This window comes from Terriglobales bacterium, assembly GCA_035573675.1.
Taxonomy (GTDB): Bacteria; Acidobacteriota; Terriglobia; order Terriglobales; family Acidobacteriaceae; genus DATMAB01.
Map to the genome: position 1 here is coordinate 99,506 of DATMAB010000027.1, position 15,083 is coordinate 114,588.

Genomic DNA, 15,083 nt, shown 5'->3' on the forward strand with positions numbered 1-15,083 from the left:
TCAGGTCAATTGGGGGGTCGGGTAGGACGGACCGGGAAAAATCTAGCCACGGATGACACGGATAAACACGGATTGTGTGACCCTAGAAAACCGAAAGCTCAACCACAAAGGACACAAAGGGAGCACGAAGAAACGTGAAGGCTGCGAAATTTTCCCACCTTGTCCCTTCAAAGGCGGGAGGGACAAGGGTGGGGCAACCGACGTTAGTTCCGGTCTTAGGTGTCAGGTCTCAGGTCTCAGGGATGGACCAGTTCCTCTGTGCCTCCGTGTCTCGGTGGTTAAATCTGCGGTAATCCGCGTGGATCCGCGGCGGAAAGTTTCAGAACAAAGCGCTCTGTCTGCGATTGAACCGAATCCCGAAGTGCTCGTAGGCGAGCTGGGTGGCGACGCGGCCGCGCGGGGTGCGGTCGAGGAAGCCGATCTGGATAAGGAAAGGCTCGTAAATCTCCTCGATGGCTTCGGGCTCTTCGGCGAGGGCGGCGGCAAGCGTGTTCACGCCCACGGGGCCGCCCTGGTACTTCTCGATGATGGTGAGCAGCAGGCGGCGGTCGATCTCGTCGAAGCCGTGGCGGTCCACTTCCAGCATCTCGAGCGCGGCCTGGGCGGTGGGGAGGTCGATGTGGCCGGCGCCAGGGTCTTTCCCCCGTTCTTTCCCCCGCACCTGGGCATAGTCGCGGACGCGGCGCAGCAGGCGGTTGGCGATGCGCGGCGTGCCGCGGGCGCGGCTGGCGATTTCGTGGGCGCCGGCGTCGTCGATCTCAACACCGAGAATCTCCGCCGAGCGCTTGACGATGATCTCCAGATCCTCCGCGGTGTAGAACTGCAGGCGCAGCACGATACCGAAACGCGAGCGCAGCGGCCCGGAGATGAGCCCGGCGCGCGTGGTGGCGCCAACGAAAGTGAACGGCGGAACTTCGATGGTGTGGGTGCGCGCCGAAGGGCCCTGGCCGATGATGATGTCCAGCTTGTAATCCTCGAGCGCGGAGTAGAGCAGTTCTTCGAGCGCGGGCTGCAGGCGGTGGACTTCGTCGAAGAACATCACCTGGCGGGGGCGCAGGTTGGTGAGGATGGCAGTGAGATCGCCTTTGATCTGCAGTACCGGCGCGGAGGTCTGCTGGAACTCGACGCCCAGCTCGTTGGCGATGATGGAGGCCAGCGTGGTCTTGCCCAGTCCGGGCGGGCCGTAAAGCAGGACGTGGTCGAGGGCTTCGCCGCGGGAGCGAGCGGCCTCGATGGCGACCGCCAGGTTCTCTTTCACCTTCGCCTGGCCGATGAACTCGGCGAGGCGGCGGGGGCGCAGCTTGAGCTCGAAAGAAGCATCGTCCTCGACCGGGACGGCCGAGACCAGGCGGGCGCGGTTCAGCGCGGCGTTGTCTTTCGCGGGCACGCTAGGGCGATAGTAAGGCGAAACGGGCGATGCGTCCAGACAGGAAAATCTCACACAGAGACATGGAGGCACGGAAGGGGCAGGAGGAACTGATCCTGTTCCTTCAGAAGACGGGAGCCGTTGTGGACTCGCGGCTGGCTTGGTGATTGTTTCCTGACCCTAATCGTCGATCTTCAATTCATCAACCCTTCAATACCGCTTCCAGCGCTCCCTTCAATTCCGGATGCGTGAAGGAAAACCCGGCCGCGATGAGGCGAGCCGGTTCCACGCGCTGGCTGGCGAGCAGGAGTTCCTCGCCCATCTGGCCGAAGAGCGTCTTCACGACAAAGGCCGGCACCGGAAAAATGGTGGGACGATGCAGGACCTGACCCAATGTCTTGGTGAACTCGCGGTTGGTGACCGGGTTGGGTGCGACGGCATTGACCGGGCCGCGGAGGGAATCCTGGGTCAACGCGAACTGAATCGCGCCCAGCAGGTCGTCGAGGGCGATCCAGCTCATGTACTGGCGGCCGCTGCCCAGGCGTCCGCCCAGGCCGAGCTTGAAGGGCGGAAGCATCTGCTGGAGCGCGCCGCCGCGCGGGCTGAGCACGACGCCGATGCGCAGGTTCACGACGCGGATGCCGGCTACGGCCGCCGGGCGCGTGGCTTCCTCCCAAGCGCGCGCCACTTCCGGCAGGAAGCCGCTGGAGCCGGAGGAGCTTTGTTCGCGCAGCACCTCATCACCGCGGTCGCCATAGAAGCCGATGGCAGAGGCGCTGACGAAAACCCTGGGCTTGCGCTGGCGATGCGCAACCAAAGTTGCAAGGGTTTGCGTGCCCTGGGCGCGGCTCTGGAGGATGCGCTGCTTTTTGGCAGCGGTCCAGCGGCCGGTGATGGTCTCCCCGGCCAGATGCACGACCGCGTCGAAACCTTCAAGGCGGTCGCCGGCAATCGCCGCGGCAGGGTCCCACTGAATCTCGGAGTCATCACGCGGCCGCGTACGCACCAGGCGCGTGACCCGAGCGCCGGCCCCCGTGAGGAGCGGGCAAAGAGCGGAGCCGATGAACCCCGAAGCTCCGCTTACCAGAATCTTCCAGCCGGTAATTGCGGTCGCGCTCACTGGTCTTGCCCCAGCCAGGCAGGGAATGTTAGCGCGAAATGGGGGTGCTCCGTGGGTAGGAAGTCGGCCTGAACCGCTGGATTTTCTGCAAGTTACAGCCCCGTACGGAAGGTTATGTAACCAACGCTTGTCATAGTGTAAATTATTCTTGACATTATGACTTGAATAATTTACTCTTTCCTTAGTCCTAGAGGGTAAGGCAGGAGGAGAGGAGATATGAACCGGCCAATCTGTTTCGAGCGATCCAAGGAGGTGGGCGAGTTGATGGTATGGGCAGCGCTGGTGGGCGCGGGTTATGCGGCCGCCGCGACGGCCACACTGGTCTTGCTCGCGTTGACGATGTGGATGGGAGGAAGCTATGGAAAAGTTTGCTGAGGCGTGTGGGGGTGTTTGGCGTCGCGACCTGGCGTGGAGCGTTGTTTGGGCCGTGTTGTTCGTAAGCGTCTACGCCGGAGCTGCGTTCATTACGCGCAACTTCGATCTCTCGGTTGGCGGCAAGGTGGCGGTCATCCTGGCCCCGGCGCCGTTCTTCGCACTGTTGATCCTGGCCGAAGTGCGTATGCTCCGGAGGCTCGATGAGCTGCAGCAGCGCATCCAGTTGGAAGCCCTGGCTATCGCGTTTCCGCTGACCATCCTGCTGCTGATGACGCTGGGCCTTTTGCAGCGGGTGGTTACTCTGTCTTTGGCCGACTGGAGCTTCCGTCACGTGGTCCCGATGGTGGTGATGTTGTATTTCATCGGCTTGGGGATAGCCCGGAGGCGCTACCAATGAAGAACCGGTTGCGGGTCTTGCGGGCGGAGCGCGACTGGTCGCAGGCGGAGTTGGCGCAACGGCTGGGCGTTTCCCGGCAAACGGTCAACGCCATCGAAGTGGGGAAGTACGACCCCAGCCTGCCCCTGGCCTTCGCCATTGCGCGTCTGTTCGGTCAGGCGATCGAGCAGATTTTCGAGCCCGATGGCAGTTGGCCGGGGGGACCAACGGTTCCCGGTTCGACATAGGACAGGAAGGGGCGGTGGGACTCTCCCCGGCGTCGCCCCCGCTATAATCAGGCATGGCGACGCTGCGGCACCAGATCGCCACCAACGTCCTGACGGTCACCAAGTTCCGTGACCTGCTGAAGAAGGTCCGCGCCTACCGGCCCAACGACGACCTGGAGATCATCCGCAAGGCTTACGATTTCTCGCTCAAGCTGCACACCGGGCAGTCGCGCGCATCGGGGGAGCCCTACCTGGTGCATCCGCTGTCTGTGGCCACGGTGCTGGCCGACCTGAAGCTCGATCCCACGTCCATTGCCGCGGGGCTGCTGCACGACGCCATCGAGGACACGCCGGTCACCGCCGAGCAGATCCGCCGGGAGTTCGGCGAACAGGTGGCGCACATCGTGGAAGGGGTCACCAAAATCAGCCAGATCGACTTCGCCAACCGCGAGGAGCGCCAGGCGGAGAACCTGCGCAAGATGATGCTGGCCATGGTGGACGACATCCGCGTGGTGCTGATCAAGCTGGCCGACCGGCTGCACAACATGCGCACCCTCGAACACCTGCCGGCGGAGCGGCGGGAGAAGATCGCGCGGGAGACGCTGGAGATCTACGCGCCCATCGCGCACCGGCTGGGCATGGGCAAGCTGCGCGGCGAGCTGGAGGACCTGGCCTTCCAGTACGTCGATCCCATCGCCCACGAGCAGTTGAAGAAAGCGGTGGAGCAGCGCCGCAAGCAGGGCGACCAGTTCCTGGAGCAGGTGGTGGAGGTCATCCGCGAGAAGCTGAAGGAGAACGGCATCCAGGCCAGGGTGGAGAGCCGCATCAAGCGTCTGTACAGCGTCTACCAGAAGCTGCAGCGGCAGCGCATCCCGGTGGATCAGGTGTACGACCTGCTGGCGGTGCGCATCATCACCCAGAGCGTGAAGGACTGCTACGCGGCGCTGGGGATGATCCACAACCTGTGGCGGCCGGTGCAGGGACGGATCAAGGACTTCATCGCCATGCCGCGGCCCAACCTGTACCAGTCGCTGCACACCAGCGTGATCGCGGAGAACGGCACGCCCTTCGAGGTGCAGATCCGCACCGAAGACATGCACAAGATGGCGGAAGAGGGCATCTCCGCTCATTGGAAGTACAAGGACGGGGCGGTGCCGGCGCGCGACGAGGAACGGCTGGCGTGGCTGCGGCAACTGGTGGAGTGGCAAAAGGAAGCGCAGGACCCGGCCGAGTTCCTCTCCACGCTGAAGCTCGATCTCTACCCGGAAGACGTCTACACCTTCACGCCCAAGGGCAAGGTGGTGATCCTGCCGCGGGAGGCGACGCCGGTGGACTTCGCCTACGCCATCCACACCGAGGTGGGCCACACCTGCGTGGGGGCGCGGGTGAACGGACGCATGGTGCCGCTGCGGACGCGGCTGCGCTCGGGCGACATCGTGGAGATCGTGACGCAGGCAGGGCACAAGCCCAGCCGCGACTGGCTGACGTTCGTGAAGTCGTCGCGGGCGCGGCAGAAGATCCGCCACTGGCTGAACGTGCACCAGCGGGAGCGGGCCATCGAGATCGGGCGCAAGCTGATCGAGAAGGAAGCGCGCAAATACCGGGTGGCGCTGAAGGACGTGGACGAGAAGCAGTACGAACAGGTGGCCTCGGATTACGGGCTGGGGCGGCCGGAGGACCTGCTGGCGGGGATCGGGTACGGCAAGTTCCCGGCGCGGCAGGTGCTGGCACGGCTGGTGCCGGCCACGGCCGAGCCCGCGGAAGCTCCGGCGGAAGAGAAGCCCGGGGCCTTCACCAGCGTGATGCGCCGGGTATTCGGCGGCGACTCGGGCGCCATCAAGGTCAAGGGACAGGGCGACCTGCTGGTGTACCGCGCGCGCTGCTGCAATCCCATCCGCGGGGAGGAGATTGTGGGCTACGTCACCCGCGGCAAAGGAGTGGCCGTGCACGCGCGGAGCTGCCCCAACGTCACCAACCTGCTGTATGAGCCGGAGCGGAGAATCGATGTGGAGTGGGCGCGCGAGGGCGCTGCCGCCTATCCGGTGAAGCTCACCGTGTTCTGCGATGACCGCACCGGGATGCTGAAGCAGATCACGGCCATCATCAGCGACGAGAACACCAACATCCGCAACATCGAAGCGCGCGCCGCCAACAGCCAGGCCACCATCGACATCGTGCTCGACATCGACGACCTGAAACACCTGGAGCGGCTGATTGCGGCGCTGCGCCAGGTGGCCGGCATAAGAGACGTGCAGCGGGTGCAGAAGGTCTGATTGGCCGCGGATGAACGCGGATCAACGCGGATTGATTGCCAAGTTGTCTAACTTACCAATTGCCGAATTGATGCGTGGGCCATGGCCTATTGGAGCTTTGCAGGGGTCAGCGCTGGCGCGTCAATCCTCTATCAGCAATAATCCTGGCTCTCGATGAAGACATTCTCTTGATCAGCGTTCATCCGCGTCCATCCGCGGCGAAAGGAGCTTCATGAAAGTCACGGTTTCCACCAGCGATGCACCGCGGGCCATCGGGCCCTACTCGCAGGGCATCAAGGCAGGCGGGTTCGTGTTTGTCTCCGGGCAGATCGCCATCGATCCGGCGACCGGCAACGTGATCGCCGGCGACATACGGGCGCAGACCGAGCGCGTGCTCAAGAATCTGGCGGCCATCCTGGAAGCTGCGGGCAGCAGCATGGAGCAGGTGGTGAAGACCACCGTGTTCATCAAGAACATGGAGGACTTCGTTCCCATGAACGAGGTCTATGCGCGGGCGTTCGACCTGGAGCCGCCGGCGCGGGCGACGGTGGAGTGCTCCAAACTGCCCAAGGATGTGCTGGTGGAGATCGACGCGATTGCGGAAGCGTAGGCCGCCGGGTTGCGCGAACCGACGCCTTTCACGACAAGGGACACCTTCGCCAGGCTCAGGGCAGGCTCCGGATGCACGAAGGAATGATCTGCGTGTATCCGCCTTGATCCGCGGCGGGATTCCTAAAGCCTTAGGCCTTCGCGACCTTGCCGCTGCGCAGGCAGGAGGTGCAGACGCGCAGGCGGCGGGTAGCGCCCTTCACGCGCGCGTGCACCGGGCGCAGGTTGATGTTCCAGCGCCGCCTGGTGAGGTTGTGGGCGTGGCTGATGTTGTTGCCGAAGCGCGGCCCTTTGCCGCAGAGGTCGCAAACCCTTGCCATGAGCACTCCAGAAGGAAACAGGACTGACCGAACAAAGCATTGATTTTAGCAGATTCCGCGCTATCTTCCCAGACATGGAACCGGCGCGAGAGAGCCTGGTCAAGACCATCGGCTGGAGCATGGCGGCGGGATTGATCGCCGTCATCTTGTATGCCGTCGGACTGATCTTTCTGTCAATCACCGATACCGAGCAGGCGAAGGAAGTGGGCGCCAGCCCGCAGCTTTACTTCTACGTCGGCTCGGCGATGGTGTTCGCGCTGGTCACCGGGCTGGTGTGCCTCGGGATGATGTTGCTGCGGTGGCGGAAACGGCGTTGATTTTTCCCCACTGAGGCACCGAGACGCAGGAAGAATTGACGGTTGGCGTCTTGATTGATTGACGATTTCAGGGCTGCGGCCCCGGGTAAACTTCAATGAAGAAAATGAATCAATCGTCAATGTTCCGGGCCGCCGTGCATTCATGCCGCTATGCGATACTGAGGTCGTGCCCGCCCTCATCCAGCCGAAGAAAGTCCAGGTCAACCTGACCGCGGGCACCGGCATGGAGATCGAGTGGCAGGACGGCCACCGCTCCAGCTATACGTTCCCGTACCTGCGCGACGCCTGCCCCTGCGCCACCTGCGACGATGAGCGTTCGCGCGACGGCCGCGAACCGGGCGAGGCACCCAAGCCCGCTCCCGGCTCGCTGCCCATGTTCCGCGAAGCGCCGCGCGCCACGCACGCCGAGGCCGTGGGGAAGTACGCCATCCGTTTCACCTTCCATGACGGGCATCAGCACGGCATCTATTCCTGGGAGTACCTGCGGGACGTGTGCCCGTGTGCGGAATGCAAGGCGAGGCAAAAGGGCGCCGGCTCGGAAACGGGGCCGATGATCTCCACGCGGCGGGCAGGAGGAACGCAGTAGCGTGGCGCTCCTCGACGACCTGAACCCGCGCCAGCGCGAGGCAGTGGAAGCCACTGAGGGGCCGCTTTTGATCCTGGCGGGGGCGGGCAGCGGCAAGACGCGGGTGATCACCTACCGTATTGCGCACCTGATCGAGAACCTGGGCGTCGCGGCCGATTCCATCCTGGCGGTCACCTTCACCAACAAGGCGGCGGCGGAGATGGCGGCGCGGGTGGAGCAACTGGCGGGCGGGCACACCCTGGCGCGGCCGCTGATCTCGACCTTCCATTCCTTTTGCGTGCGCGTGTTGCGGCGCGATATCGAGGCGCTGGGCGAAGGCTATCGGAAGGACTTCGTCATCTACGACGAGGACGACCAGGAATCGGTGCTCAAGGCGGCGATGAAGCGCATGGGCCTGGACGCCAAGCAGATGCCGCCGCGCGGCGTGCTGGCGCGCATCTCCTGGGCGAAGAACCACATGCGCGATCCGCAGGACGTGTTTCTGAGCTCGTCGGACCCGCGCGCCGAGCGCACCGCGCAACTCTACGACGCCTATCAGAAAGAATTGAAGAAGGCCAACGCGCTCGATTTCGACGACCTGCTGCTGGTGGCGGAGCGGCTGCTGCGCGAGCGACCGGAAGTGCTGGCGCAGTACCACCGGCGCTTCCGCTATCTGCTGATCGACGAATACCAGGACACCAACCGCCCGCAGTACCTGCTGATGCGACTGCTGGCCGCGGCAAGCCACAATGTCTGCGCGGTGGGCGACGAAGACCAGTCCATCTATTCGTGGCGCGGCGCCGACATCCGCAACATCCTGGAGTTCGAGGACGACTTCCCGGATGCGCGCGTCATCCGTCTGGAACAGAACTATCGCTCGACGGAGAACATTCTGGACGCGGCCTCGGCGGTAGTGGCCAACAACGTGAAGCGCAAGGGCAAGACGCTGTGGACGGCGCGGCAGGGCGGGGCGCGCCTGGGCTTCTACGAAGCTCCCGACGGCGAGAACGAAGCGCTGTTCGTCGCTGACTGGATGGCGCGCTACCTTGAGGAAGCGGCCTCTGGCGGGGATGGCGAGCCGCGGGCCGCCGTCCTGTACCGCACCAACTCGCAGTCGCGGCTGCTGGAAGAAGCCATGCGGCGCTACCAGATCGCTTACCAGGTGGTGGGCGGCTTCTCCTTCTATGAGCGCGCCGAGGTCAAAGACCTGATCGCGTATCTCAAGCTCATCCACAACCTCAGCGACTCGGTGGCGCTGCTGCGGGTGATCAACACGCCGCCGCGCGGCATCGGCAAGACCACGGTCGAAACACTGGAGCGGTTGGCGCTCGAGACCGGCATGGCGCTGTGGGACGCCATCGGCGAAGCCATCGAACAGCGCCTGGTGCCGCCGCGCGCGGTGAGCGCGCTGGCCGCGTTCCGCACGCTCATCGAGCAGGCGAGGGCGATGCTGGAAGGCAAAGGAAACCACGGAGACACGGAGGCACGGAAGGAGGGGGAAGCGGCCTCGGTGGCGGAACTCCTGAAGTTCCTGATTGACCAGACGGGCTACATCAAGCAACTGGAAGAAGAGGGCACGCCGGAGGCGTTCTCGCGGGTGGAGAACCTGCGCGAACTGGTGAACGCCGCGATGGATTCCCGCGACCGCGGCGAGACCCTGGGCGAATTTCTGGACCACGCCGCGCTGGTCAGCGACACCGATACTTACGATCCCCGGGGCCGCGTGACGCTGATGACCCTGCACTCGGCGAAGGGCCTGGAGTTTTCGCTGGTTTTCCTGATCGGCATGGAGGAAGGATTGTTCCCGCACTCGCGGACGCTGCTCGATCCCGACCAGCTCGAAGAAGAGCGCCGCCTGTGTTACGTGGGCATGACGCGCGCCATGGACCGGCTCATCCTGACGCGGGCGCTGTATCGCCGGCGCTACGGCACGGAATTGCCCGAGGCCAGCCTGCCTTCGCGCTTCCTGAATGAAGTGCCGCACAAGCTGCTGGAAGACCTGGGCTCGCCGGCCCGCAGCCGGGAACAGCGGCGCCCATCCGAAGCGCAGTACGACTACGCCTACTCGCAGGAGGTCACAGACGATTGGGATTCGCCGCGGCGCGGCCGGCGTGCACGGCCGCCGGCGTACTCCGGGCCTACCTACAACTCCATCGAGAACATCGCCGAGTTCTTCGCTTCGCGCGGGCGGAAGTTCACGCTTCCGAAGGAGAAGACGAAGTTCGCTACCGAGCCCACGGGCAAGCGCGGCTTCCGTCCCGGCCAGCGCGTGCGTCATCCCAAGTACGGCGAGGGCACCGTGTACAAACGCGAAGGAGAGGGCGACGACGCGAAGATTACGGTACAATTTCCCGGCTTCGGGCTGAAGAAGCTGGTGGAGAGATTCGCCCAGCTTGAGAAGGCCTGAAGCCCGCTCACCCACACAAAGGACTCATGAATACCAAGGCACTGTCGAGGGAAGAACGCAAGCAGAAGAAGCGGGAGGCGCGCAAGAAGCGCAAGCTGGAGCATCCCAAGCCCAAGCGCGATTACGACCGGGGCTCGAAGAAGCGCAAGGTCAAGAAGATGGCGCGCGGGCAGGCGAAGCGATAAGGATGCGGCCCTTTCGCGCACTCCCTCGACTTCGCTCGGGACAGGCTGCGCGAATCGGGCCGCCCAGATCCTTCGCTCGGCAAGAACAAGAGCCGCCTCGCTCAGGATGACAATCCTCTAGGGAGCCGATAACCCTGGCCAGCCAATACTTCGCCAAGAAGTCCATTGACAAGCTGCTGGCGGACGCCGACCGTCCCGAGACCCGGCTGAAGCGCACGCTGGGCCCGGTGGCCCTGGCCTCGCTGGGCATCGGGGCGGTGATCGGGACGGGCATCTTCACCGTCATCGGCACGGCCATCGCGGGGCAGAAGTTCGAGGCGCAGTCGGTGCTGCACGCGCCGCTGCTCGAGTACCTGATCTACGGCTCGCCGACCTTCGGCCGTCCCGGCGCCGGGCCGGCCATCGCGCTCTCCTTTCTGCTGGTGGGCGTGGTGTGCGCGTTCGCGGCGCTGTGCTACGCCGAACTGGCTTCCATGATTCCCATCGCCGGCAGCGCCTATACCTACACCTACGCCACCATGGGCGAGCTGGTGGCCTGGATCATCGGTTGGGACTTGATCCTGGAATACGCGGTCAGCAACATGGCCGTGGGGGTGGGCTTCTCCGAACATCTGGTGAACCTCGGGGATCTGGTGGGCATTCACTTCTCACCGCGCTGGACGTACCCGGCCTACCTGCCTTCGGGCAGCGAGCACTTTGCGCCGGGCTGGCACTTCGGCTTCAACATCCCGGTGTTCCTCACGCTGATGGTGCTGACCATGGTGCTGGTGCGCGGCATCCGCGAGTCGTCGGAGACCAACAACGTGATGGTGGCGCTGAAGATCATGGCCATCCTGGTGTTCGTGGGCTTTACGGCGCGCTACGTCAACCCGGAGAATTACACGCCGTTCGCGCCCAACGGATGGCCGGGCGTGCTCACCGGCGGCGCCATCATCTTTTTCACCTACATCGGCTTCGATTCGGTCTCGACGGCGGCCGAGGAAACGCGCAATCCCAAGCGCGACCTGCCGATCGGCATCATCGCCACGCTGGTGATCTGCACGGTGCTGTACCTGGGGGTGGCGGTGGTGCTCACCGGGATCGCGCACTGGGAGACGCTGGGCAACGCCGCGCCGGTGGTGAACGAGCTGAAGCGGCTGAACCTGCCCTGGGTGCGCACGGCCGTGCTGTTCGGCGCCATGATGGGCATGCTCTCGTCGCTGCTGGTCTTCCAACTGGGCCAGGCGCGGGTGTGGTTCGCGATGTCGCGCGACGGCCTGTTGCCCAGAGCGTTCGGAAAAGTGCACGCCCGGTACCGGACGCCGCACGTCTCCACCTGGGTGGCCGGACTGGTGGTCGGCATCCCCGGCGGCTTGCTGGACATCGGCACTCTGGCCGACCTTTCGAACATCGGCACGCTGTTCGCGTTCGTTCTGGTAGCCATCGGAGTGCTGGTGCTGCGCTACCGTGAGCCCGACCGTCCGCGCGGCTTCCGCGCTCCCGGAGGTCCGATGGCTCCCATCATGACCATCGTCTGCTGCCTGCTGCTGATGGCCGGGTTGCCCATCATGAACTGGATACGCTTCTTCGTGTGGCTGGCTATCGGCCTGGTGATCTACCTGGTTTACAGCCGCCGGCACAGCGAGTTCGCCAACGTGAAATAGGCCCAACGGCCGGCTCGCCGGTCGGCTCCGGGCCTGGACGCATCGCGTCTCTACATTGGCGTCGGGTAAAATCTTGCGCTCGTGCCGACGACCGCCTCGCAACCCTCAGAACACATACTCGCGCTGCCCAAGGCGGAGTTGCACCTCCATCTGGAGGGCGCGGTCGAGCCGGAGACGCTGATCGAGCTCAGCCGCCGGCACGACGCCCTGCCACTCGACTCGGCGGCCGTCCACCGGCTCTACGATTACCCGGACTTCTACGGCTTCCTGATGGCGTTCAAGGCGGTTACCGACCTTCTGCGTGAGCCGGCAGACTTCGAACTCATCACCTATCGCCTGATGGAGCGGCTGCGTGCGGAGAACGTCGTGCACGCCGAGGTTTACGTAAGCGCGGGCGTGTACCTGCGCCGGGGAACGGACTTCGATGCCATCTTCGACGGCCTGGAGCGCGGACGGGAACGCGGCACGCGCGAGTTCGGAGTCTCGCTCTATTGGATCCTTGACTTCGTGCGCCAGTGGGGGCCGGAAGCGGCCATGAAGGTAGCGGAAAAGGCGCTCGAACTGCAGGGCCGGAACGTCATCGGCATCGGCATGGGCGGGGACGAGCGCCAGGCGGCGCCGGAGATTTTCCGCGAAGTCTACCAGTACGCCGGCGCACACGGCCTGCGGCGTACCGCCCATGCGGGCGAAGCGGCAGGGCCGGAGTCTGTGCTGGGGGCGCTGGATTGCCTGGGCGCGGAACGCATCGGCCACGGCCTGAACGCCTGGCACGACCCGGAGCTGGTCGCGCGCCTGGCCCGTGACCAGGCGCCGGTCGAGGTGTGCCTGACCAGCAACCTGCGCACCGGGTGCGTGAAGTCGCTGGAGATGCACCCGGTGCGCCAGTACGTCGCGCGGGGCCTGCTGGTCACACTGAACTCCGACGATCCCGCCATGTTCCGCACCTCGCTGGCGCGCGAGTACCAGCTCGCGCAGGAGGCGTTCGGCTTTACCGACGACGAGCTGCGCCAACTGGCGGCCAATTCCTTTCGAGCGTCGTTCCTGCCGGAGGAAACGAAACAGGCGTGGCTCAGTAAGCTCGATTGACACGCGCGCTGGGCGAACGATAGCGTGACTGTCTGCATGCGGCGGCCTCTTCTCATCCTGCTGGTCCTCCTGCTGCCGCTGGCGTTGGCGGCACAGAAGAGTCGCAAGAAACCGCCACAGCAACTGCTGGTTCTGACCAACGTCAACGTGGTGAATGTAACCGAAGGGTCCGTCGAGCCGCGCATGAATGTGCTCATCCGCGATGGCCGTATCGAAGCCATCGCCAAGCGGGCCCTGATCCAGGCCGGCCGCCACGTGCAAGTGGTCAACGCGGACGGCAAGTACCTCATCCCCGGCCTCTGGGACATGCACGTGCACACCGCCCTCCGTCCGGAAGCGGAGGGGATGTTGCCGCTGTATGTCGCCTATGGCGTGATGGGAGTGCGCGACATGGGCGGCGACTTCGAGCGCATCCGGCACATGCGCGAGGAGATCGCCGCCGGGCGCATGCCGGGCCCGACCATCGTTGCGCCAGGACCTTTTGTCGACGGGCCTCAGCCGGAGCCCGATCCCAGCTTTCTGCCCGTGGCCAACGCAGCGGAGGCGCGCGCGGCGGTGCGCAGCTTGAAGGCCCGCGGCGTGGACTTCATCAAGGTGCAGGCCGGACTGAGTCCGGAGGCCTACCGGGCGATTGCCGAGGAGGCCAAGCGCAGCGGCATCGCATTTGCCGGTCACGTTCCGGAATCGATGAACGCCGTGGAAGCCAGCGATGCCGGCCAGAAGAGCATCGAACACATGTCACCGGCGCTGCCCGGCGACGCCGCCATCCTGCTGGCGTGCTCCGGTCGTGAAGAACCACTGCGCCGCGAGCTGCTAGCCCTGCGCGCGCCGGAGGTGAAGCCGGAAGAGGCTCGAGCCCGCACGCGGGCGCTGCAGGCCGACCTGGTCTCCAGCTACAGTGAGGCCAAGTGCGACCGTGTGGTCGCGCGCCTGGCTCGCAACCGCACCGTGGTGGTGCCCACGCTCATCTGGTCGGTTTCCATTCGTCCGGCGGCGCGCGAGGATCCCATCGGCCAGCTTCCCATGCAGTATGTGCCGGCGAAGTTGCGCGAGCGCTGGACCACCGCCCGCCGCAGCTTCCTGGAGAGCGCGCCGGAGGAGACGCTGGCGCTGAACCGGCAGATGGCGGAGATGGCGCAAAGACTTACCGGCAAGCTGCATCGCGGCGGGGTTACGCTGCTGGCGGGCACGGACAATTTTGACGCCTTTGTGATTCCCGGCTTCAGCCTGCACCAGGAGCTGGAGCTACTGGTGCGCTCCGGTCTTACGCCCGCCGAGGCCTTGCGCGCGGCAACCGTCAGCGCCGCGCGTTTCCTGGGCCGTCACAACGACACCGGAACCGTGGCCGCGGGAAAACGGGCCGACCTGGTCTTGCTGGACGCCAACCCGCTCGAGGACATCCGTCAAACCAGGCGAATCGCGGGAGTCGTGTTTGCCGGCAAGTATCTTTCGCGCAGCGAGTTGGACAAGCTGCTGGCCGAGCAAGAGAGGGCTGCGGCGGGCACGCCCTAGGGCTTGACATCATGATGTCTCTGATATAGCATCATGATGTGCGAACCACTCTTACCCTCGAACCGGACGTAGCCGCCAAGCTGAAGGCGGAAGTGCGGCGCACCGGGCACTCGTTCAAGCAGGTGGTGAATGACATGCTGCGAAAAGCCCTTTGCGCACCATCGCCAGGTTCGGCCAGGCCTCCGAAGCCTTTTCCGATCCTGGCGCGGCCCCTCGGCCTCAAGCCCGGTCTGAGCTATGACAACATTGGGAAATTGCTGGAGGAAATCGAGGGGCCGTTTCACAAGTGATTCTGATCGACGCGAATCTGCTCATCTACGCGCACGATACGCGCTCCCCGCTCCACGATGCTACGTGTTCGTGGTTCAACCGGGTCCTGGCCGAGTCCCGACCCGTAGGCCTGGCATGGGCCACCTTGCTCGCATTCTTGCGAATCACCACGAGCAGCCGGGCGCTAAGCAGTCCGCTTTTGCCCGCGGAAGCTGTTGCAGTGATCGATGATCTGCTGCAAAGGCCGCCCGTGGTTCTTCTCCAACCCAGTGAGCGCCATTGGCCGATTCTGCAACGTTGCCTGACCGATGGCCAGGCCGCAGGAGACCTGATAACGGACGCCCATCTGGCCGCCCTGGCCATCGAGCACGGCGCAGTCCTCTGCACGACAGACCGCGACTTCGCCCGCTTTCCCGGTCTGCGTTGGGAGAATCCGCTGGAGCAACGGTAGGC

17 protein-coding genes are annotated in these 15,083 nt (G+C 64.7%); 14 read left to right on the forward strand and 3 right to left on the reverse strand.

The genetic code is table 11. The annotated features are described in order from the left end of the window. Positions 1-319: 319 nt before the first annotated feature. Together ruvB and VNK82_12990 are read right to left on the reverse strand one after the other, a co-directional pair. Positions 320-1,387 (reverse strand): Holliday junction branch migration DNA helicase RuvB, encoded by a 1,068-nt coding sequence (ruvB, locus tag VNK82_12985; GenBank protein ID HXE91864.1) that lies wholly within the window; start codon positions 1,385-1,387, stop codon positions 320-322. Between the two features lie 181 nt (positions 1,388-1,568). Then, positions 1,569-2,486, reverse strand: coding sequence for a TIGR01777 family oxidoreductase (locus VNK82_12990; protein ID HXE91865.1), 918 nt, complete (start codon positions 2,484-2,486; stop codon positions 1,569-1,571). 216 nt (positions 2,487-2,702) lie between these two features. On the opposite strand from VNK82_12990, the gene VNK82_12995 reads away from it, so the two are divergent. The 5 genes from VNK82_12995 to VNK82_13015 all read left to right on the forward strand — a co-directional run bounded on the left by VNK82_12995 (position 2,703) and on the right by VNK82_13015 (position 6,326). Then, the gene (locus tag VNK82_12995; GenBank protein ID HXE91866.1) at positions 2,703-2,861 is read left to right on the forward strand and encodes a hypothetical protein; all 159 of its coding nucleotides are present in this window, start codon (positions 2,703-2,705) and stop codon (positions 2,859-2,861) included. Next, positions 2,845-3,258, forward strand: a complete 414-nt coding sequence (locus tag VNK82_13000; GenBank protein HXE91867.1) for a hypothetical protein — start codon at positions 2,845-2,847, stop codon at positions 3,256-3,258. The genes VNK82_12995 and VNK82_13000 overlap by 17 nt, the downstream gene beginning before the upstream one ends. Beyond that, a complete protein-coding gene (locus VNK82_13005; GenBank protein HXE91868.1) occupies positions 3,255-3,485 on the forward strand; it encodes a helix-turn-helix transcriptional regulator in 231 nt (76 codons plus the stop codon). The genes VNK82_13000 and VNK82_13005 overlap by 4 nt, the downstream gene beginning before the upstream one ends. A 53-nt stretch (positions 3,486-3,538) precedes the next feature. Next, positions 3,539-5,737, forward strand: a complete 2,199-nt coding sequence (locus VNK82_13010; GenBank protein ID HXE91869.1) for a bifunctional (p)ppGpp synthetase/guanosine-3',5'-bis(diphosphate) 3'-pyrophosphohydrolase — start codon at positions 3,539-3,541, stop codon at positions 5,735-5,737. Positions 5,738-5,948: 211 nt separating this feature from the next. Beyond that, positions 5,949-6,326 (forward strand): RidA family protein, encoded by a 378-nt coding sequence (locus VNK82_13015; protein ID HXE91870.1) that lies wholly within the window; start codon positions 5,949-5,951, stop codon positions 6,324-6,326. A gap of 130 nt (positions 6,327-6,456) precedes the next feature. Here VNK82_13015 and rpmB read toward each other — a convergent pair whose 3' ends face one another. Then, complete coding sequence (rpmB, locus tag VNK82_13020; protein ID HXE91871.1) at positions 6,457-6,645, reverse strand: 50S ribosomal protein L28; 189 nt, start codon at positions 6,643-6,645, stop codon at positions 6,457-6,459. Positions 6,646-6,719: 74 nt separating this feature from the next. On the opposite strand from rpmB, the gene VNK82_13025 reads away from it, so the two are divergent. The 9 genes from VNK82_13025 to VNK82_13065 all read left to right on the forward strand — a co-directional run bounded on the left by VNK82_13025 (position 6,720) and on the right by VNK82_13065 (position 15,081). Beyond that, positions 6,720-6,962: a hypothetical protein gene (locus VNK82_13025; GenBank protein ID HXE91872.1), complete on the forward strand. Its 243-nt coding sequence runs from the start codon at positions 6,720-6,722 to the stop codon at positions 6,960-6,962. 166 nt (positions 6,963-7,128) lie between these two features. After that, positions 7,129-7,548: a DUF971 domain-containing protein gene (locus tag VNK82_13030; GenBank protein ID HXE91873.1), complete on the forward strand. Its 420-nt coding sequence runs from the start codon at positions 7,129-7,131 to the stop codon at positions 7,546-7,548. Position 7,549: 1 nt separating this feature from the next. Continuing rightward, positions 7,550-9,934: a UvrD-helicase domain-containing protein gene (locus tag VNK82_13035; protein HXE91874.1), complete on the forward strand. Its 2,385-nt coding sequence runs from the start codon at positions 7,550-7,552 to the stop codon at positions 9,932-9,934. A 26-nt stretch (positions 9,935-9,960) separates the two neighbouring features. After that, positions 9,961-10,119 (forward strand): hypothetical protein, encoded by a 159-nt coding sequence (locus tag VNK82_13040; protein ID HXE91875.1) that lies wholly within the window; start codon positions 9,961-9,963, stop codon positions 10,117-10,119. Between the two features lie 227 nt (positions 10,120-10,346). After that, entirely contained in the window at positions 10,347-11,762 is a 1,416-nt protein-coding gene (locus VNK82_13045; GenBank protein ID HXE91876.1) for an amino acid permease, read from the forward strand. Between the two features lie 81 nt (positions 11,763-11,843). Beyond that, on the forward strand, positions 11,844-12,848 hold the full coding sequence (gene add, locus VNK82_13050) for an adenosine deaminase (protein ID HXE91877.1): 1,005 nt from the start codon (positions 11,844-11,846) through the stop codon (positions 12,846-12,848). A 36-nt stretch (positions 12,849-12,884) separates the two neighbouring features. Then, positions 12,885-14,360, forward strand: coding sequence for an amidohydrolase family protein (locus VNK82_13055; protein ID HXE91878.1), 1,476 nt, complete (start codon positions 12,885-12,887; stop codon positions 14,358-14,360). Positions 14,361-14,398: 38 nt separating this feature from the next. Then, on the forward strand, positions 14,399-14,650 hold the full coding sequence (locus tag VNK82_13060; GenBank protein HXE91879.1) for a hypothetical protein: 252 nt from the start codon (positions 14,399-14,401) through the stop codon (positions 14,648-14,650). Then, positions 14,647-15,081 carry a type II toxin-antitoxin system VapC family toxin gene (locus VNK82_13065; GenBank protein ID HXE91880.1) on the forward strand — a complete coding sequence of 145 codons (435 nt, stop codon included), beginning with the start codon at positions 14,647-14,649 and terminating at the stop codon, positions 15,079-15,081. Before VNK82_13060 ends, VNK82_13065 begins: the two co-directional genes overlap by 4 nt. Positions 15,082-15,083: the final 2 nt, after the last annotated feature.